This is a genomic window from Janthinobacterium sp. NKUCC08_JDC, assembly GCF_019345575.1.
In the GTDB taxonomy this organism is placed as follows: domain Bacteria; phylum Pseudomonadota; class Gammaproteobacteria; order Burkholderiales; family Burkholderiaceae_D; genus Janthinobacterium; species Janthinobacterium aestuarii.
In genome coordinates this window covers 214,979-234,202 of sequence record NZ_JAHKQW010000006.1, presented here as the reverse complement: position 1 = coordinate 234,202, position 19,224 = coordinate 214,979, and the positions used below count along the sequence as shown (strand labels likewise).

The 19,224-nt window shown below is 58.5% G+C and carries 17 protein-coding genes; 7 read left to right on the top strand and 10 right to left on the bottom strand.

Annotated elements, in window-relative coordinates; genetic code table 11:
• Nucleotides 1-56 precede the first annotated feature (56 nt).
• A complete protein-coding gene (locus KO538_RS17005) occupies nucleotides 57-1,406 on the bottom strand; it encodes a chitinase (protein ID WP_257620415.1) in 1,350 nt (449 codons plus the stop codon).
• A 390-nt stretch (nucleotides 1,407-1,796) separates the two neighbouring features.
• Here KO538_RS17005 and KO538_RS17000 point away from each other — a divergent pair, with 390 nt between their 5' ends.
• Both KO538_RS17000 and KO538_RS16995 read left to right on the top strand, forming a co-directional pair.
• On the top strand, nucleotides 1,797-2,663 hold the full coding sequence (locus tag KO538_RS17000) for a hypothetical protein (RefSeq protein WP_219329060.1): 867 nt from the start codon (nucleotides 1,797-1,799) through the stop codon (nucleotides 2,661-2,663).
• On the top strand, nucleotides 2,663-3,646 hold the full coding sequence (locus tag KO538_RS16995) for an OmpA family protein (protein WP_219329059.1): 984 nt from the start codon (nucleotides 2,663-2,665) through the stop codon (nucleotides 3,644-3,646). The genes KO538_RS17000 and KO538_RS16995 overlap by 1 nt, the downstream gene beginning before the upstream one ends.
• Nucleotides 3,647-4,032: 386 nt before the next feature.
• Here KO538_RS16995 and KO538_RS16990 read toward each other — a convergent pair whose 3' ends face one another.
• The 3 genes from KO538_RS16990 to KO538_RS16980 all read right to left on the bottom strand — a co-directional run bounded on the left by KO538_RS16990 (nucleotide 4,033) and on the right by KO538_RS16980 (nucleotide 6,630).
• Nucleotides 4,033-4,989: a toll/interleukin-1 receptor domain-containing protein gene (locus KO538_RS16990; protein WP_219329058.1), complete on the bottom strand. Its 957-nt coding sequence runs from the start codon at nucleotides 4,987-4,989 to the stop codon at nucleotides 4,033-4,035.
• A 77-nt stretch (nucleotides 4,990-5,066) separates the two neighbouring features.
• Complete coding sequence (locus tag KO538_RS16985) at nucleotides 5,067-5,840, bottom strand: toll/interleukin-1 receptor domain-containing protein (protein WP_219329057.1); 774 nt, start codon at nucleotides 5,838-5,840, stop codon at nucleotides 5,067-5,069.
• Between the two features lie 13 nt (nucleotides 5,841-5,853).
• Nucleotides 5,854-6,630 carry a hypothetical protein gene (locus tag KO538_RS16980; RefSeq protein ID WP_219329056.1) on the bottom strand — a complete coding sequence of 259 codons (777 nt, stop codon included), beginning with the start codon at nucleotides 6,628-6,630 and terminating at the stop codon, nucleotides 5,854-5,856.
• 1,120 nt (nucleotides 6,631-7,750) lie between these two features.
• On the opposite strand from KO538_RS16980, the gene KO538_RS16975 reads away from it, so the two are divergent.
• Nucleotides 7,751-9,910 carry a TonB-dependent siderophore receptor gene (locus KO538_RS16975; RefSeq protein WP_219329055.1) on the top strand — a complete coding sequence of 720 codons (2,160 nt, stop codon included), beginning with the start codon at nucleotides 7,751-7,753 and terminating at the stop codon, nucleotides 9,908-9,910.
• A 19-nt stretch (nucleotides 9,911-9,929) separates the two neighbouring features.
• Here the strand turns inward: KO538_RS16975 and KO538_RS16970 are convergent, their stop codons facing one another.
• Nucleotides 9,930-10,715: a hypothetical protein gene (locus KO538_RS16970; RefSeq protein ID WP_219329054.1), complete on the bottom strand. Its 786-nt coding sequence runs from the start codon at nucleotides 10,713-10,715 to the stop codon at nucleotides 9,930-9,932.
• Complete coding sequence (locus KO538_RS16965; RefSeq protein WP_219329053.1) at nucleotides 10,712-11,215, bottom strand: RNA polymerase sigma factor; 504 nt, start codon at nucleotides 11,213-11,215, stop codon at nucleotides 10,712-10,714. The genes KO538_RS16970 and KO538_RS16965 overlap by 4 nt, the downstream gene beginning before the upstream one ends.
• 358 nt (nucleotides 11,216-11,573) lie before the next feature.
• Between KO538_RS16965 and KO538_RS16960 the strand changes: the two genes are divergently transcribed.
• Entirely contained in the window at nucleotides 11,574-12,797 is a 1,224-nt protein-coding gene (locus KO538_RS16960; protein WP_219329052.1) for a S8 family serine peptidase, read from the top strand.
• Nucleotides 12,798-12,909: 112 nt separating this feature from the next.
• Nucleotides 12,910-14,172 (top strand): DUF4382 domain-containing protein, encoded by a 1,263-nt coding sequence (locus tag KO538_RS16955; protein WP_257620414.1) that lies wholly within the window; start codon nucleotides 12,910-12,912, stop codon nucleotides 14,170-14,172.
• Between the two features lie 75 nt (nucleotides 14,173-14,247).
• Here KO538_RS16955 and KO538_RS16950 read toward each other — a convergent pair whose 3' ends face one another.
• A complete protein-coding gene (locus tag KO538_RS16950; RefSeq protein ID WP_219329051.1) occupies nucleotides 14,248-14,661 on the bottom strand; it encodes a MerR family transcriptional regulator in 414 nt (137 codons plus the stop codon).
• Between the two features lie 194 nt (nucleotides 14,662-14,855).
• On the opposite strand from KO538_RS16950, the gene KO538_RS16945 reads away from it, so the two are divergent.
• Together KO538_RS16945 and KO538_RS16940 are read left to right on the top strand one after the other, a co-directional pair.
• Complete coding sequence (locus KO538_RS16945) at nucleotides 14,856-16,085, top strand: NADH:flavin oxidoreductase/NADH oxidase family protein (RefSeq protein ID WP_219329050.1); 1,230 nt, start codon at nucleotides 14,856-14,858, stop codon at nucleotides 16,083-16,085.
• A gap of 163 nt (nucleotides 16,086-16,248) precedes the next feature.
• Entirely contained in the window at nucleotides 16,249-17,121 is an 873-nt protein-coding gene (locus KO538_RS16940; RefSeq protein WP_219329049.1) for an acetoacetate decarboxylase (ADC), read from the top strand.
• Between the two features lie 38 nt (nucleotides 17,122-17,159).
• On the opposite strand, the gene KO538_RS16935 is transcribed toward KO538_RS16940, so the two are convergent.
• The 3 genes from KO538_RS16935 to arsH all read right to left on the bottom strand — a co-directional run bounded on the left by KO538_RS16935 (nucleotide 17,160) and on the right by arsH (nucleotide 19,217).
• Nucleotides 17,160-17,651: an arsinothricin resistance N-acetyltransferase ArsN1 family B gene (locus KO538_RS16935; protein ID WP_219329048.1), complete on the bottom strand. Its 492-nt coding sequence runs from the start codon at nucleotides 17,649-17,651 to the stop codon at nucleotides 17,160-17,162.
• Between the two features lie 103 nt (nucleotides 17,652-17,754).
• Nucleotides 17,755-18,408: an NADPH-dependent FMN reductase gene (locus tag KO538_RS16930; RefSeq protein ID WP_219329047.1), complete on the bottom strand. Its 654-nt coding sequence runs from the start codon at nucleotides 18,406-18,408 to the stop codon at nucleotides 17,755-17,757.
• Between the two features lie 77 nt (nucleotides 18,409-18,485).
• A complete protein-coding gene (arsH, locus tag KO538_RS16925; RefSeq protein ID WP_219329046.1) occupies nucleotides 18,486-19,217 on the bottom strand; it encodes an arsenical resistance protein ArsH in 732 nt (243 codons plus the stop codon).
• Nucleotides 19,218-19,224: the final 7 nt, after the last annotated feature.

Sequence of the window (19,224 nt, the reverse complement as noted above, 5' to 3'; positions counted from 1 at the left end):
ATCTATATAGTATGCAGGCCGGAGGAGGGCAGTGCTCGTCCGGCCTGTTTGCTCCCTTACGGCAAGGTCTTCAGCACGGTCTTCGTCGGCACGGAGAAATTATAGTTATCGTGGCGGTCCCAGTTGATCGACCACGTCATCACGCCACGGAAGTCCGGATACGCCTGCAGCGGCTTGATGGTGCCGCAGTTGAGCAGGCGCGTCAGGCAATTGAGGGCGTTGCTGACGTCGGCATTCGTCGTGAAACCCGAGCCGGCCGAGCTGCGCCCTGACGGCACGCCGAAGCCCACCTGGTCCGGACGCAGGCCGGCAAAGGTATTGCTGCCGTAATTGAAACCTTCGATCAGCATGCGCGCCGTGGCCACCAGCTGGTCGGCCGAGCCGGCCTTGATGGGCCCCGTGGCGTACGGCGTATAGATATCGCCATTGTTGTAGTACTGCGGGTGCAGCACCGTCAGCTCCGAGCGCAGGGCGTTGATGATGGGAATATAGGCGCCCCAGATGCTGCCATAGCTCGTGTAGCCCCCTTCCACATACACCCATTCCGGCGCCATCGACAGGTAAAAGCTGCTGCCGACCTTGGCTTTCAGGTTTTTCACGGCGATCGGCAGATAGGTCTGGATGGCCGCGCCTTGCGCCACACCGTTTTCCAGGTCCAGGTCGATGCCGTCGAAACCATATTTGGTGATGATGGCGTACAGGCTGTTGGTGAAATTCGTCGCTTCGGCCGTGTTGCCGACGGAAACGGAACCATTTTGCCCGCCCAGCGACAGGATGACTTTCTTGCCCTTGGCACGTTTGGCGGCCACGTCGGCGATGAATTGCGCTTCCGTGCCGGCGCCCGGATCGATGGTCAGGCTGACATTGCCGCCGCCCGCGTTGTCGCCGAACGACACGACGATCACGTCCCAATCGTCGCTGACCTGGCTGATCGGGTAGGTGGCGCCGCTGGGGTTGGTGAAGTTGTGCCAGTAGCCGATCAGCGCGTGTTTCGCCAGGCCCGTGGGGGTAGGCGTCGGTGTTGGAGTAGGTGTCGGAGTTGGCGTCGGTGTCGGGGTGGGAGTCGGCGTAGGTGTTGGGGTAGGCGTTGGTGTCGGAGTTGGCGTAGGAGTCGGTGTCGGCGTACCGCAGTCTCCCACTGCGGTCCAGGGCTGGCCGCTGCCGGCGCCGCCGCTGCTGGTCGACGGGTTATTGCCTTGCGTCCACCAGTTGGCCGTGTAATTGACGTTGTTGTAGCTGGCCTGGCCGCCACCGTTGTAGGCCGTGCCGCTGTTCCACGGCGCGTAGCAGGCGACCGCTTGCGTGGCGCCGGCCAGCAGCTGGCTGGCGCCTGCGCTGGATCCTTCGCTGCCTCCGCCGCAGGCTGCCAACGTTCCCCCGAAGAGGGTAATGATGAGGGTATTCATGACTGTCCGGTTCATTGCGTCTCCTTGTGTATTTTTTTGCCGGCCGGCTGGACACCGTCCGATTTTTCAGAGTGCAAGCATTGCAGGTGGTAGTCAACTGGTTTTATTCTTTGCGCAAGATCACAATACCAGTTGCCACCTTTCCCCAGTAGACCGGCGATGCAGGCCATACCAGTGACTGTTTTCCGGCGCGCTGGTATGGTGCCAGGAATGGCGCCGGGAGCAGGGCGGGGAAGGGAGGTGGACGCCATGCAAAGCGGCTGGGTCAGCGTCTGCCCGGGGCACGGTGACAATTGTTGTAGATTTTCATTGTGACAATAAACGTATTTCCACGCTCATCTTCGGCGTATCGTAGCGCATATTGTTATTGCCTCAACACAGGGGATAAGAATGAAAACACTGCGCCCGCTGATCTTGTGGCTTTGTGCCATCGCCGCAAGCGCCATGCTTGCCGGTTGTGCAAGTTTGACTCCCGAGTTGACTCCCCAGCAAAAAAAGCTGGTCGGCGACGCGCAAGGCAGTTGTCCTGGCCTCACGGGAAAGGACGGCCGGCTGGCGTTCCAGCTCAAGCCTGTCATCGAGGGCAAGGAAATGAACCCCATCACGTCCAAGTGGAGTTCAACGGGCGTCGGTGACGAAGCCCTTGTCAAAACCCTGTTCGCGCAGCGTCTGTGCATCCTGGAAGAAGTTGTCGCGCGGCCTGACCAGGCGGCCATGACGCAGGTACATGAGCGATATATGGAGGAGATTTCCAAAGGCATCAATGCCTGGCCCGCCTACGATGCGGCGCAGTACGAGCAGCAGCTGGCGCGCTTGTCCGAGCAAAAAAAGGCGCACAAAGCGGCCGTCAACGCCAGCTTTTCAAACAAGCGCCATGAGATTGATTCCGTCGTGCTTGTTGCTGCGATTCCTTACTATGATTTCCTGCACATCAAGGAAGTGGATGTGGAGTGGAAAAAAGGAAGCTCGGCAAGCGGAACGAAAACAGTAAGTTCGGCTGCCAAGGTGTGTTTGACCAGGGACGATTTTTCCGTCGCCATCCGGCCAGCGCTCGACCAGACGCGCGCGATTGTCATCGGTCTGGGCATGGGAAAGTATGACGAAGCCCAGGCGCTGCGCCTGATGCTCGAGCAGATTTACGAGGCGGGCGGCCAGCGCCTGGTCAACGCCCGCGACGCCAGCAAGAATGCGCCGGCCGTCACATGCACGGTGTCCGGCGGCGACAGCGCCGTGGCCGCCGGCCCGGTCACCAAATAATGAGTCCCTATCTGGAGGTAATCATCCCGGCGGCCCTCGCGCTGTATGCGGGTTTCCAGCACGAGGGCCGCTGCGGCATCGAACCGGCCGTGCATCCGTTGGCAGAAAACATGTGCCAGGGCTTGCGCGCCGCGTTTGAAGATGGCTGCAAGACACTGCTCGAGGTACCGCTAGGCAAGACCGGCATCTATCTGGCCGGTTCCTATTCCATCAAACCCGTTGCGTTTGCGCCACTGGTCAGGGAGAAGGTCCAGGAAGGCTATTCGGCTTGCGTCGGCTTCTGGAGCGGTTCGATCGACTATGACACCTATCAAACGGCGCTGGAACAAAAAGCCAGCGTCTTGAACGCGATGTTCAAGGCCGTGGGCAAACCGGGCAGCGCCGCACCGGTTCTCGACGCCGCCGTCGCCAACGGCGCCCGGCGCGACGACGTGATGGACGCCAAGGTGGCGGCAGGGGACTTGCGGCAAGATTGCATGGGTCCGGCGACCATCAAATGCGGGCACATCACGACGCCGCCGACAGACCCGGTGTTCATCCCGCCAGACCCGCAGACCGTCAATCGCCTGTCCGCCGCCGTGGCCGACCTTGCCCAGGAGATCAAACGCCAGAACGAGCGCGGCCCGCGCGTCGTCGCCGGCGGCACCGGAAAATGGACGTTGGCAGCCGAAATCAGCTTCGCGACGGGCAGTTCGACACCCAGGCAAGAAGACTGCGCACGGCTCGCCGCGAACGTGACAAAAGCGTCCCCGAACGCCCAACGCGTGCAGATTGCCGGCGCCGCCGACGAGCGCGGCACGCCGGCCGCCAACAACGCGCTCAGCCTGCAACGCGCCGCATCGGCAGCGCTATGCCTGGCCACGCATGCGCCGGCGAAACGCTGGAGCATTGAAATTACCGGCGCAGGCAGCCTGGCCACATCGCCAGCCGAATACGCCAGAGCACGCCGCGCAACCGTGTTTGTTTGGGAGCCGCAGCCGTAGTGGCATGCGTGGACAGGCCGACGGGCGTGCTGGACGATTTGCGAAGCGCGACGCAAAGCAGCATCCGGAAGCGAACTGGAACAGCCAATACCAAAGATCGGGGAACGTACGCGCTGTGTTCGAGCTGGGCGGTGTAGTGAGGCGCGAAGGAACCGTGCAAAAAGCCATAGCGCCACAGCGGTGCGTAGAAGGCTGAAATCGCATTTGCGATTGTACAAGTTGCAAAATGAGGGATTTGACGAAACCATCCATAACTTCGCATAATTTATATTATGTCAAATGATGGACGGAAGTGGACGATACTAATAGTTGCTGTGTTCTACCCTAAGTTAGTACTTGAGAAACCGGAAAAATCAATGGTCTGCTTCTCAAGTGTTCTGCTAACTTCAGCTCTTCTCAGGCCCACGAATACTCACTGCCTTCGCCACCTCCACTACAGCCTCAAGGAATTTTGGATCGAAATCAGCCACAGAGGGACTATTGAGGTTTGTCCCTCTATCAATGTTCCAGTGTTGAAAAACTTCTTTTACCTCAGGCCAGCTTGCATTCTCTCCGTAAACTCTAAGGAAAAATCGTCCAAAGGAAATCGCATGTATCCGATCCGCACTTTTAAGAGACTCGCTGACATACGATCGTCCAAGACTGAAGGCGTATTTTGAACAAGCACCAAGCAGACCAACGATCACTAACCCCTTTAATCCAAGGAACAAAAGGTCGGGCCACGCCCTATCATTAGTAGAGTTGGCACCAATCACACTTATTATTCCAAAAAAAATACCAGCAATAAGAGATAAGAAACCTGCTACGTACCAAACAAAACCTATATATCTATTCCTCTTTTCTAATCGTTCTAGCAAAATCATAGCTTCGTTAATATACTCAGCAGCATTTTTCTCCATGCGCTGTGATAAAGCTACTTTCTTCTCCTCCTCAGCCGCCTTCCTACCCACAAACCTAGCAATTGCCTCTTCTACTTTCCCCACTACCTCTGCAATATTAAATTCTAATGCGCCAATATAAAGCAAACTTTGAATAGCGGGCGGAACTTGAACCTCATCAATTACAATTGGAATAACTAACATTCTATCTGATTCGCTCGCATAAGCTCTTGCTGCACCTATTTCAATTAATACGTTCTGCGATGTAACTGAATTTGATGAAATGAAAGCAATAAACACATCTGAAATTTTCAGCCCTTCTGCCAGCGTCTGTTGCCAATTTTGACCAGCAGAAATAGAATCAACATCAACAACAATTTCGTGACCATTGAGTTTTAACTGGTCAACAATCTGCTCAACGTACGACCTATCTTTTCGGCTGTATGAAACAAAAATTTTTGCCATAATTAATTTCCTGATGTTCCGTTTAATTGTTGCTGCGTGCACAGATTTAATTTATAAAAATATTGCAACCAAAGATACTAATTCCAAGTAAGTGGAATAGGCGCCCAACTCCCCTTTGTTCTCTCATGCAAAATAGAACGTAAGTCCATTACTACATCAATAGGAATTTTTATTGTTATATTTAATGAATGCCCAGGAACAATGGCACGATCAAGCCCAAGTGCTTTAGCCTGACCAGACGTCTGTTCGTCAATCTTTATGGAGTACGACTCACTGGAATTATAGGCGCACTCATCTGGAATATCGAATTCAAATTCATCAATATTATTATTGAAAACAAGAAGAAAACTGGATATTGGCTCCATAAAACTTTTTGCCTCAATATTCAATATGCACAAACCATTAGATTGAGTTGCATGTGAATGCAAATTCGAAAATAATTCAATTGGAGAGTAGGTGCTCTTCCCCGATATCACATCAACTGCTTGACGAATTGAGGCGTCAATTCCAGCACTATACAAATCAATATATAAACTCTGCATAAGCAGAATAGGCATTTCACTATTGTCAACTCTGATAGGTATGAATTTAATTCCGTTCTTTGCCTTAGCCATAAGGGCATTCTGCCATTCTAATTGAACCATCTTGCTGTTTAGGCTATGTTTAGTAACGAAGAAAAGGAAAAATTTACAGCTCGACAATCCGGAATTCATTCTGTCAATAATTCCGTCTCCTGGTTGAATTGACCAGGAATCATAAAAAACTTTCTCTTGGCCGAAAGATTCACTAAGCGCCACGGCAAATCGTTCAACAATTGCTTTATCGTTATAGTTGTGAGAGACAAAAATCATATATCATTCCATTTTAATTATCATCATCTGGGTTATAACGATACTCAACCTTCAAAGGAAGTTCAGACATCGCATAGTGGACAAATTGTGAGCCAAGCTCGGTAAGTTCGTACAGTTCAGACATATCGAATGCCGACATTAATGTTTTAGTACTTCCAGCGGGGCTACGTTTAACTGGTTGCTTTGCCAAGAAATTCCCGTTGTAATCCGTTTCTCTATGCTGGCGCATAATTCCACCAGTCGTCAAATCTCGGAAAAGTAATTTATAGAGATCGGCATCTGCGGAGTCTTCACGCACATTGGGTCTGCCAAGTGAAGTCCAAATTGCCCCCCGTGATGTACCTCGACCTCCGGAACGGTAAATGTTTGCAATAACTTCAAAGTGTAATTCTGAATAAGATCCGATCCAATCGATAAATAACCGAACAACGTCGTCACTAGCCTGGGCTGATGTTGCTGAATTTGATAAAATGTTACGTATCCAAACTCTCTTGGCCTCACTTTCAGCACCGGCCCACTCCCGGAAAGTTTTTCTGACCAAGCTTTGATATTCTCGACTTTCTACTCGATTTGAAATTCTTTCGTCGTGCAAATCAATTCTTGCCATTATTTCCAAAATTGTAGCTTCTTTTTCACGAAGCTCGTCATGCAGCATACGAACCCACTCCTCAATGAAGCGATTAACCTTTTCTTGGTCTTTATCGTTCCATTTTTTCACAACTGTCAATGATAAGGCGCCCAGTATTGCAGCCCCATTTTCTGAATTTATTTCATTAGACTGATTGGTCATAATATATAGAAAGTTAATAGATCAAGAGGTTGTTAAACGGAAATAGCTTAATGCGAAGTCGAAAAATATCAGCGTTACCACTGTATGCTCAGTCTTGCGGAAAAGCAAACAAACTTTCAAAAATCAGTCAAGAAAATTGAAATTTCTACCTAGGTATCGAAATACACTCACGTGCTAAAATCACCTCAATCTTGTGTGCCCCGGCCACACCAAAGCCGAAACGGTGTGGGGGCGCGGACGTGACTTGGCCTAGAAGAACAGCAAGCTGGACTCCAATATGACCATTGTAAAAATGGTCGGGACGGGGGCCGCCACATCAGCTTTTTTTTGGTGGAAATCAGCACGGGTCAAGGCTATGTGGATAAATTCTAATTTGGACAGACGGACTGGCCTGCTGCATTGACAGAGGCGTGACACCAACAGATAAAGATGAGGCAAGAATATGGGCTCAACAATACAACGTGTTGCTCAGTGGGCTGCGCTTCTCGGTGGCATATTCTTCGCCGGTACCTTCGTACTCGGTGGGGCCGTCACAATGCTGACTGATCAGGCACTCTACTCGAAGGCACTGGAACAAATTCCAGCGACAATTGGGCTACCGTTGGCTGCACTGTGTCTAGTGATGGTTCTTGAGAACACATCCGGTCCGATCGAATTTGAAGGCTTAGGATTCAAATTTAAGGGTGCATCAGGGCCGATTGTCCTATGGTGCATAGTGTTCTTATGTATGGCTGCAGCCATTAAGCTGGTGTGGCTGAACTAATCCATCCGTGGTGTATTGAACGGGATATATATCGCCAACCGGGCATGGACAGTTTCATGTTTCGACAAAATGCCTTCCAGACTTTGTCGCGCGTCTGCAGGTCGGCTCTCCGATGAACCAGCCCAATCCGCCACACCTATTATGGCGGCACCGAGACGAGGCACACTGCCTATGCCCCCATGAAGGGAGACGCCGGCAGATCAAACGGAAATTGCTGATCCTTGCAAAGCGAAGCCGAATCGGCTTCTCGACCAGCATTCAGAGCACCTCATGCCAGCAAATATAGAACGTAATGATTCTCATTTATAGTATAGTGCGCACAGTTTTTCTTCTTATAACCTTGCGCCCATCCCATCGATGCCATCCTCACGCCCTACCCCATTCCCAGCCCATCATCCCCTCGCCGCCCGTCTGATTCTCGCCGGCCTGCTCATTGCCAGCGTGCCACCCTCCGTCTACGCGCAAGCAACGTCCAGCGCGCCCAACCCGCTCGCCACCGTGGTCGTCAGCGGTCAAGCCGAAGCGGATGCCGGCGGGCAGATTGCCAAGAGCGCGCGGGCTGGCTTGCTGGGGGAAAAAGACTTGCTCGATACGCCGTTCAGCGTCAACAGTTACACGAGCCAGCGCATGCTGGACCAGCAGGCGCTGACTCTGGCCGAGGTGCTGGGCGGCGATCCGTCCACCCGCTTCACGGGCCAGATCGGCGGCGTCACGGATTCGTTTTTCATCCGCGGTTTTCCCCTCAACGAGGGCAATCTGAGTGAAGTGGCGTTCGACGGCGTGTATGGCGTGTCGCCCAATTACCATTTGTTTACGGAATACCTGCAAAGCGTCGAGGTGCTCAAGGGGCCGGCCGCCTTGCTGTACGGGATGTCGCCGAATGGTGGCGTGGGCGGCGTCGTCAATGCCGTGCCGAAACGCTCGCTGCCGCGCGACTTGACGCGTTTGACGCTCGATTACGGCTCGGGCTCGCAGGCTGGCGCGGCCATCGACGTCAGCCGCCGTTTCGGTGAAGAGCGGCGTTTCGGCATCCGCTTCAATGGCTTGCACCGCCAGGGCCATACGCCGCTCGACCACCAGACTTCGCGCGCGGAAGTGGCGGCCGTCGCCCTCGACTACCAGGGCCAGCGGCTGCGCGCCTCGCTCGACGTGATCGAGCAATACCAGTGGATCGACGCGCCCACGCGCCCTTTCCTCGTGGCCGCGCGCCTGCCCGTGCCCGAGGCGCCGGACGGCCGGCGCAACATCGCCCAGTCGTGGGGCTGGTGGAAGTCCAACGACCTGGCCACCTTGGGCAAGATCGAATACGATGTGAACGATAAAGTGACCGTGTTCGCCGATCTGGGCGGCACGCGCTCCGACGTGTCGCGCTATTCGGACCAGACGCCGACGATCACCAGCGCGGCCGGCGACATGACGGTCACGCCCATGAACTGGAAATTCCGCGTGCGGCGCGCCAGCGGCGACACGGGCGTGCGCACGCGCTTTCGCACGGGCGGCGTCGAGCATGCGCTGGTCGTGATGGGCAATGTCTACCGCGACGAGTTTGGCAGCGTGAGCAATTCAGGCAAGCTCATCACCTCAAACATCTACCATCCCGTGGCCGTGCCCGACCCCGGCATTGCCGCACCGGCCCGCGTGCCGAAACTGTCCGCGTCGACCCTCTCCAGCCTGGCCGTGGCCGATACGCTGGACATGCTGGACCAGCGCGTGCAGCTGACCCTGGGCGTGCGCCGCCAGCTGGTCGAATCGAAAAACTACCACGCCATCAGCGGCGCGCTCACCACGCACTACAAGCAAGGCGCCTTGACGCCGCTGGCCGGCATCGTCGTCAAGCCGCTGCCCCACGTGTCGCTGTATGCGAACTATATCGAGGGCCTCAGCAAGGGCGATATCGCCCCGAACATCGCCGATAACGCGGGCCAGGTCTTTGCGCCCTACAAGAGCAAGCAATATGAAGTGGGGACGAAGGCCGATTTCGGCGTCGTGCTGGCGACGCTGGCCGTGTTCCAGGTGACCAAGCCCAGCGGCCAGTTGTACGGCAAGGTCTACAGCATGGATAGCGAGCAGCGCAACCGGGGCCTGGAGCTGAACCTGTCCGGCGCCGCCAGCAAGGCCGTGCGCCTGCTGGCCGGCATCACCTTGCTCGACGGGCGCCTGGTGAAGACCAACAACGCCGCCACCATGGGCAAGCGCCCCGTGGGCGTGCCGACGTCGATGGCCAACCTGGGCGGCGAATGGGATCTGCCGTACTGGCCTGGCTTGACGGCCACGGGCGCCGTCAGTTACACGAGCAAGCAGTTTGTCGACCAGGCAAACGTGCAATCGGTGCCGTCGTGGACCAAGGTCGACCTGGGCTTGCGCTACCGCACGGCGATCGCCGGCAAGGCGACGACCTTGCGCGCCGGCTTGATGAACGCCTTCGACCGCCATTACTGGGCCGGCGTGGCCTCGTATGGCACCGTTTCGCAGTCGGCACCCCGCACCATGCAACTGTCGGCCGCCGTCGATTTCTGAGGCAGTCGGCAGTCAGGCCTTACTTGAGTTGCTGCAGCGCCTGGCGCTCGGCGTCCGCGTCGAGGGGCTGACCGGCGATGCGCGCGTCTATCGCCTGCAAAATGGCCGGGGCGGCGCTGCCCGCCATGCGGTAAGCCGCCGATGACGTCGTTTCCGGCTGGGTTTCCACCAGCACGGGAATGACCCACGGGCCGCCAGCCTCGGGCGCCTTGCAGGCGAGGCCGGCCAGGGCCGAGGCCTGGCTGGCGCCGTCGTGGAGCGTGAAGCTGCGGCAGAGTTGACCGTCGGCCGAGCGGAACGTGATGCCGATGCTGACAGGCTGCCCCTGCCCTGGCGCGCTGGCCAGCTGCTGCGACAATGCGCGGGCCAGCACGCCGCCTGCCGCCATGCGGCCATCGGAGGTGCTGACGGCATCGGTGGCATGGCCCTGGCGGCCGCCGGATTCGAGCATGGGCAAGGCCATTTTCCCGATGAGTACGCCAACGACCAGGGTCGCGGCCAGCGCGCCCCACGCGGGCAAGGCCCAGCGGCTGTGGTTGGCGGCGGGCCTTGGAATGAACGCTGGCGCCGGGCTGGCGGACGCCGGTTCGGCCGGGCGCAGTGCGTCGCGCAGGCGCTGCGGCACGACTTCGTCGAGGATCGGGGCGAAACTGGCGTAGACGTCGTCGCGCATGGCGCGATGCTGGGCCACGCGCCGGGCCATCGCGGCGTCGCCAGCCATCGCGGCCTTGACCTGCGCGCTGGTGTCGGGGTCCAGCTCGCCGTCGGCAAATGCCATCAGGATTTCATCAGAGAACTGCGTCATTTTACCCTCTCCGTATCGGACAACTGCGCCTGCAGCGCTTCGCGCGCCCGCGCCAGGCGGCTGGTCAGCGTGCCGACCGGAATGTCCAGCACCTGCGCCGCCTCTTTATAAGGCATGCCGTCGATCAGCACCAGGGCCACCACCATGCGCTGGTCCTCGTTCAGCCGGCTGATTGCTTGCTGTACAGCCAGGCGATGCACCTGCCTTTCGGACGCATCGTCGCCAACGGACTGTCCCTCCTCCTCGCTGGTAAACAGCCGGTCGCGCCGTACCCGCACCCTCACCTCGTCTATCCAGGCATTCTTCATGATTCTGAACAGCCAGCTGTCGAGCCGTGACCCCGCTTCCCACTGGCCGCTATGCTTGAGCGCCCGTTCGATGGCGACCTGCACGAGATCATCGGCATCTTCATGGTTGCGCGTGACTGCCCGGCCAAAGCGCCGCAGCCGCGGCAGCAAGGCGGCAATTTCGGTGTGGAGCGATGCGACGTGTGGCGTCATTGTTCTCTGGTAAACGATGGGGTACGGGATTTTAGTCCATCCCCCAGCCATTTAGGCTTAATATAATGAAACATCCTGTTTCACCGAATGCCCCGGATATTCCGCCATGCCCCCTAGCCTGCTCCTGTTAGCCTCTCCCGCCCGGCATCTCCTGGCGCTGCTGCCCCTGCTGTTGGCCGGTACCGCCGTCCATGCCCAGGGCCATGGTCAAGGCCAGGGCCACGGCAACCGCCCGGCCATGAATCCCTCGATGAATATGCCCATGCCGCGGGGTAATGGCAATGGTATAGGCATGGGCAACGGAATGGGCATGGGCTTGCAGAGGGACCCGCCGGGCTTGCTCAAACAGCAAAACTGGATGCAACCCGGAAATTCTGGCAATGCCGCCAATGGAGCCAAGGCGGCCAATGCAGCCAATCGCGGCGAAACTGACGAGACTGGTGAAGGGGCCAATCCGCAACAATCGCGTGCGCGCGCAGTGAAAAACCTGCTGCGCGTATATCGCGACGTGATCGAAGCCGATCCCCGCGGCGAGCCCGTGCTGCGGCGGCAGTTGCTGGCATGGTCGCCGCCCGCCGCCGTACTGGAAGCGGCGCGCGCCGAGGGTTTCAGCGTGCTTGGCAAGCGGGTCCTGGGCGGGCTGGGCGAAACACTGGTGACGCTCGGCGCGCCGGAGCGTTACAGCACGGAAGAGGCGCTGGCGCGGCTGCAAGCGCTCGATCCCGGCGGCAGCCATGATTTCAACCACCTGTATCTCAGCAGCGGCCAGTCCGGCAAGCCATCCGCCACCGGCCAGCGCGCCATCCGTCCTGCCGCGGCTGGTCCGGTGCGCGTGGGGCTGGTCGATGGCGGCGTCGACAGCACGCACCAGGCCTTGCAGAAGGCGGCCATCCGGCGCTGGGGATGCAACGGCCGCGTCGTGCCCAGCGCGCATGGGACGGCGGTGGCTTCGCTGCTGATCGGAAACGCTGACCGCTTTCATGGCGTGTCGCCGGGAGCCCGGCTGTATGCGGCCGACGCCTATTGCGGCAGTGAAACGGGTGGCGCCGTCGACCAGATCATCGAGGCGCTGGCCTGGCTTGCACGCGAACAAGTTCCAGTGGTCAACGTCAGCCTGGTGGGACCGCCCAACCAGATGCTCGAACGCGCGGTGCAGGCCATGCTCAAGCGCGGCCACCTGCTGATCGCCGCCGTGGGCAATGACGGCCCGGCGGCGCCACCGTTGTATCCGGCCAGCTATCCTGGCGTGATCGGCGTCAGCGGCGCCGATGCGCAACGGCGCATCCTGCCGGAAGCGGCGCGCGGCCCGCAGGTCATGTTCGCCGCGCCCGGCAGCCAGATGCTGGCCGCCGCCGTCGGCCCGCAGCCCTATGGCGTGGTGCGCGGCACATCGTTTGCCGCGCCCATCGTGGCAGCCATGCTGGCGCAAAGCATGCGCAAACCCGACCTGGTGGCAGGCCGCGCCGCCGTGGCCAAGCTGGCTGCGCGGGCGCAGCGCATGAGCAGCGGGGAACGCTCACCCGAGGCCGGTTACGGCCTGGTCGGCGAAGCATTCCGCATCGCGCCCGAAGCCAGGCCGTAAAGTCAGGGCTGGATCGCGAAAAAAAAGTTGCCGGTGATGGATGAAATCCAGCTCGCCCGTCGTTCTTACTCTACCAGCCGCAATTTTTCCGTGGCTCTCAAGGAGACTGAACATGAAATCCCAGCAACTTGCCACCCTGGCCACCATTCGAGGAGAAAACTCCATGACACACTTATTGCGTACCTGCGGCATGATCAGCACCGTCACCGCCGCAGCCCTGCTGTCGGCCTGCGGCGGCGGTGGATCGTCAAGTGATACCAACCTGAGCGGGACGCTGGGCGTCGCCATCACCGATGCGCCAGCGTGCGGCTTCGACGCCGTCAACGTGACCGTCAACAAGGTCCGCGTGCACCAAAGCGCCACGGCGGGCGATACCGATGCGGGCTGGACCGATATTACGCTCAGCCCCGCGCGCAAGATCAACCTCTTGAACCTGACCAATGGCGCCCTGGAAAACCTGGGGCAAACCCCGCTGACGCCCGGCCGCTACACGCAGCTGCGCCTGGTGCTCGATGCCAATGCCGGCTCGGCCATGGCCAATTCGGTGGTGCCGAGCGGCACCGTCAACGAGGTTTCCCTCGATACGCCCAGCGCGGTCCAGAGCGGCATCAAGCTGGTCAACCAGTTTGACGTGGCTGCGGGGCAGCGGGTCGACCTGGTACTCGACTTCGACGCCTGCAAATCCGTCGTCAGGAAAGGCAATGGCGGCTTTGCGCTCAAGCCGGTCGTCAAAGTCGTGCCAACCGTACTGAACGGTATCAACGGTTTTGTCCCCCCTGCCTTGCTGACGCAACATGTGATGGTAACGGCGCAGCAGAACGGCACGATTGTCGCCGCCACCGCGCCGAACGCGACGACGGGCGAATTCTATCTGGCGCGCCTCGTTCCCGGTAACTATGACGTCGTCATCACCGCCGACAACAGCGCCACTGCCGTCATCGCCGCCGTGCCGGTCGCCACCGCGACGAGCACCACAACGCTCAGCAGCGCCAGCGCGCCGATCAATCTCGTCGCTGCCGCAACGGCTCCAGGCATCATCGGCGGTACGGTCGCCCTGGCGCCAGTGAGCATCACCGAAGTCGCGACGGTCTCGGCAAAGCAGAGTTTCGCGGCCGGCCCCACCGTCACGGTCAAGTACCAGGGCGTGGATATTGCCACCGGCGCCTATGCGCTGACCCTGCCTACCGTTGCGCCGCAACTGGCGCCGTACAGCGCCACCCTGCCCCTGGTATTCACGGCGCAGGCCAATACGCTGCCCGGTACCGGCAAATACAAGGTGGAGGCGGCAGCGAACGGCTATGCGGTCCAATCCGTGCCATCGGTGGATATCTCCACGGCGAATCAGCTTGGGGTCAACTTTACCTTGTTACCTTAAAAGCATCGTGACAGCACGGTGATGCCTCGACGCAGGCATCACCGTGCATAGTCAATCGCATAGTCAATCGCATAGTCAATCTTTACTGCCTAACCCCAGGCTTTCCATCACCCTGGCGGCATTGTCCTTGCAGTCCACATCCTCGGGTTTTGCATCGATCAGTTGAATCAGCGACAAAAGATGGGCCTTGTTCTGGGCCAGTCGCACTTCCAGCGATTCGATATCGGCAATCTTCTTTTTCAGTGCGGCCATCAGCTCATCATGTTTCCATGATGAGCTATCCTCGGGCAAGACTTGCTTGATTTCGTCCAGGGAAAAGCCCGCCTGCTGCGCGTCGCTGATAATGGACAGTACCGCCACCGCTTCCAGAGGATAGTCGCGGTAGCCATTCGATTGCCGGCTCACGGCTTTCAACAGGCCCCTGGATTCGTAGAACCGAATCGTGGAGGCCGCCAAGCCGCTGCGCTTGGCCAATTCACCAATTTTCATCACTTCCCCGCTGATTTTTTGTGCTTGCCTATCCGTGTCATCACGACGCCATGCTCAACTATAAGCTTGAAGCCAGCTTGAATGTCAAGCGGCGGGTGATGACGCAAGGGAGATTGCAATTTTTTCGATTCGGGGCTTGACCTTCAAGTTAGCTTAAAGCTTATCGTGGGGCTATCGCAACCTTGGAGATCAGCATGAAACCCTTTACCGCACTGACATTGCCCAACGGGACAGTCGTTCCGAACCGTCTTGCCAAAGCCGCCATGGAAGAGAACATGGCCGACAAGGACCACGCGCCTTCGGACGAGCTGATACGCCTGTACCAGTCGTGGGCGGACGGTGGCGTGGGTCTGATGATCACCGGAAACGTGATGATCGACCGCCGCGCCATGACGGGACCCGGCGGCGTGGTGCTTGAGTCTGAGGAATTTGGCGCCCGCTTCGAGCAATGGTCGCGCACGGCCCGTTCACGCGGCGCGCATATCTGGATGCAGATCAACCATCCGGGGCGCCAGATGCCTGCTGCCCTGGGACAGGAAACCGTGGCACCGTCAGTCGTGCCCATGGACCTGGGCAACTTTTCAAAGCAATTTTCGGCGCCGCGCGCAATGACGGAGGCCGACATTGCCGACGTCAAGCAGCGCTTTGTCAACAGCGCCCGGCTGGCGGAGCGCTTTGGCTTTACGGGCGTGCAAATCCATGCCGCGCACGGCTACCTGATCAGCCAGTTCCTCTCGCCTCTGACCAACCAGCGCACCGACCGCTGGGGCGGTTCCCTCGAAAACCGGGCGCGGCTGCTGGTCGACGTCGTCAAGGAGGCGCGGCAAGCCGTCGGCAAAGGCTTTGCCGTTGCCGTGAAGCTCAATTCGGCCGATTTCCAGAAAGGCGGCTTCAGTTCGGATGACGCCAAGCAGGTGGTTTCCATGCTCAATACCCTGGGCGTCGACCTGATTGAGTTGTCCGGCGGCAGTTATGAAGCCCCTGCCATGCACGGCCAGACCCGCGACGGCCGTACCCTGGCCCGCGAAGCCTATTTCCTCGAGTTCGCCAAGGATATCGCCACGGTGGCCAGCATGCCCATCATGGTAACGGGCGGCATACGCCGCTACCAGGTGGTGCAACAAGTGCTGGACAGCGGCATTGCCATGGCGGGCATGGGAACGGCCTTGGCGCTCGACCCGCAACTGCCTGAAGCATGGCGTTCCGATCAATCGGCAAGCCCCTTGCTCCGGACCATCACCTGGAAAAACAAGGTGCTGTCGTCCATTGCCTATATGGCGATGGTGAAATATCAGTTGCGGCGCCTGAGCCTGGGCAAGCATACCTGGCCCAACGTGGCGCCTGCGCTGGCGCTATTGATACAGCAATGGGACACCGCCTTCCGGAACCGGCAGTATCGCCGCCGGATGCATAGCGGCTTTTAATGGAGTTTTTCCCAATCCAACATGGAAGGTGCAAGCAATGAACATGAACATCGCCGCGGCGGTATCCGCATTGGTATTGAGTATTGCAGCAAGCCCGTCCCGGGCGGAACACGCTGTCGAAAATAGGCAGCTCATCATCGATATAGCGGGCCATGCCGTCCCGGTGGCCGCAGGCGGCCTGTATGACCGCTTTCGCTCGAATCCGCCTTTATCCGTCATCGCAGCGGAAGCGCCGGAGCTTGACCTGAGCTGGTTCAAGGACATGCAAAAAGAAAAGGTGTCCATCGGCTTTGACTCGTATTCGCCGAATTTCTATTACAAGAACCGCAAGATCACGGCCGTATTTACGGCGGACCTCGCGCGCCTGAAGAAGCTGATGCCGGCAGACATACTGAAGCAAGTCCAGCCGCTGCAAGTGTGGCCAGGCCGGGGCGCGGTGGCATTGACGGCCTATGCGTATGAGTACTGCGACAATGACAGCTACAATGAAGTGTCCCTGGCGATTGTCACCAGCAAGCCGGGCAGCGCCAGCTTTGGCCCGTTCACCTTGCTGGGCCAATCGCTGTCCAAAGATTTTTGGGGCTATGTGCTCAAGCTTCCCGTCAACACGGAACTGGCCAGGGTGCGTGGCGTGGTTGGCTACAATCTGCCCAAGTGGCTGACCGGTATCGAGGTGAAGGAAACGGACGCAAACGTTTCCTTTGAAGTCATGGATAGCGCAACCGGCAAGCTCGATTTTGTTTTTGCAGGCAAAAAACTGGGCGACCTGTCGCACACGGCCCATGTGGTGAGCAACAGCTTCACCAACAAGGATGGCGCCGGGAAACTCACGTATGGCTATGCCGTTTCCCGCCAGTTGAGCCACGCGTCGAGCACGAGCGCGGATGCGGTCGGCCTGCAACTGGGCGACGGCAGCTTTTCCACCTATATCAAATCATTAAAGCTGGGAAAGATGATCAAATATGAATACGTGCCGGAATTTCAAAGCGCGCTGTATGCCCCGAAATCACTAAGAGACCTCGGTGCCGGAAAGTAATTTTTTGAAAAGTCGCCAAGTGAGCAGCAACGGGGCGCTTACTCGTCCTGCAGCTGCAACTCCCAATACCCCACGTCGATCCACCGGTCGAATTTACGGCCGACCCGCTTGAACATGGCCACTTGCTCGAATCCCAGGCGCTCATGCAAGGCGACGCTGGCGTTGTTGGGCTGCGCGATGCCGCCGATGACCACCTGCAGCTGCCGCTGACGCAAGTCATCGATGAGCACGCTGTACAGTTGCCGGCCGACGCCTTGCCCCACGCATTCGTGCGCAACGTACACCGTCGATTCGACGGAAAAACGATAGGCGCTGCGGGCGCGCCAGGGCGTGGCGTAGGCATAGCCGAGAATCCCGCCGTCGCGCTCGAAAACATACCACGGCAACTGCGCGCCGACAGAGGCGATACGCTGGGCCATCTCGTCGCTGCCAACCACCTGCTCTTCGAACGTGATGGTGGAGCTGCTGACGTAATGGTTGTAGATCGTGGCGATCGCGGCGGCATCGGCGGTAGTGGCAAGTCGAATCATCAGTGGGATCCAAATAGACGTGAAGTGGCAGGAAGGAACTCGGCCGTAAACTGTGCACGGCGCTGCAAAGTGTCATTCTAGCAATAATTCGCCATATGCGACCTCACGGCGCATTGCGTTGAGAAGGATCGCGCAGGAAAGCCGGCGAAGGTCCTGTTCCTCCCGAGCGGGCACGCTCCCGCCTAGCGGCCTCGGCCCACCAGGTCAGCTGGGAAAAGGTGCGCTCGATATAGGAAACCCAACGCGTGCTATCGACTTCAGGCGCAAAGCTGCCATCGGCAGCAAAAACAGTATGTGCGGCCGGAATATGGATCATGGCCGACACTGGCAAACAGCCGAGCTCGGACAGAAAAGCGCGCATGCCCACTGCTGCGCGCACGCCACCCCACTGCCCTGCCGAATAAGTCACGATGGCACTGGGCTTGAAAGCAAACAGGGAACTTCCAAAATGGTTCAGTAGATGCGCCAGCGCCGGGCTCATTGAATGATTGTATTCGGGGCTGACCATCACATACCCGTCGGCGCCGGCAATCTCACTGGCCAGGTGCTCCAACGGCAAGGGTGCGCGTCCTTTCGCATAGGAAAAGTGCGGTTTGAACACATCGCCCAGGTCGTAATCGAATGGATCGATGAGCACCACGTCGTGGCCATCTTGACTGCACTGCGCCGCGCAGGCTTTGGCTACACGCTCGCCGAGACGCGCCGGCTGCGGCGGCGTGCTGGTGCGTATTGAACCAAGAAACACCAAGATTTTCATGCTGTCCTTTCAAACCAGGAATTCGACTGAGTCATCGTAAAGTGGCGGCCCGGCGTGCGGGCCGCGATGAAAACAGCTTACTTGACTGGCGTTTCGTGCTCCATGGCCGCTCTGGCAAGCGCGCGCACGTCAACCGGCATGGACTCCTTGCGCTCGCTGTAGCGGCTGGTCAGGTAATCGGAGCGGTCGCGCACCACCAGGGTGAATTTATACAGTTCTTCCATGACGTCGACCAGGCGGTCGTAGTATGGCGACGGCTTCATGCGGTCGTTGTCATCGAACTCCTGATATGCCTTGGCAACGGATGACTGGTTCGGGATCGTCACCATGCGCATCCAGCGGCCCAGCACGCGCAAGCTGTTGACGGCGTTGAACGACTGCGAGCCGCCCGACACTTGCATCACTGCCAGGGTCCGCCCCTGCGTTGGGCGCACGCTGCCCATTTCCAGCGGCAGCCAGTCGATCTGCGACTTGAACACGCCCGTCACTGCACCATGGCGTTCCGGGCTGCACCAGACCTGGCCTTCCGACCACAGCGACAGCGCGCGCAGCTCCTGCACCTTGGGGTGATCAGGGCTGACGCTGTCGACCATGGGCAAGCCATGCGGGTCGAACACCCGCGTCTCGGCGCCGAAATGCTGGAGCAGCCGCTCCGCCTCCAGGGTCAGCAAGCGGCTGAACGAGCGTTCACGCAGCGAGCCATACAGCAAGAGGATGCGCGGTGGATGCGTGGCCACCGTCGGCGGCGCAAGTTTATCGAGGGTCGGCGTATCGAGGTGGGCGTCGCTGATGTTGGGCAAGTTATTCATGGTAAAT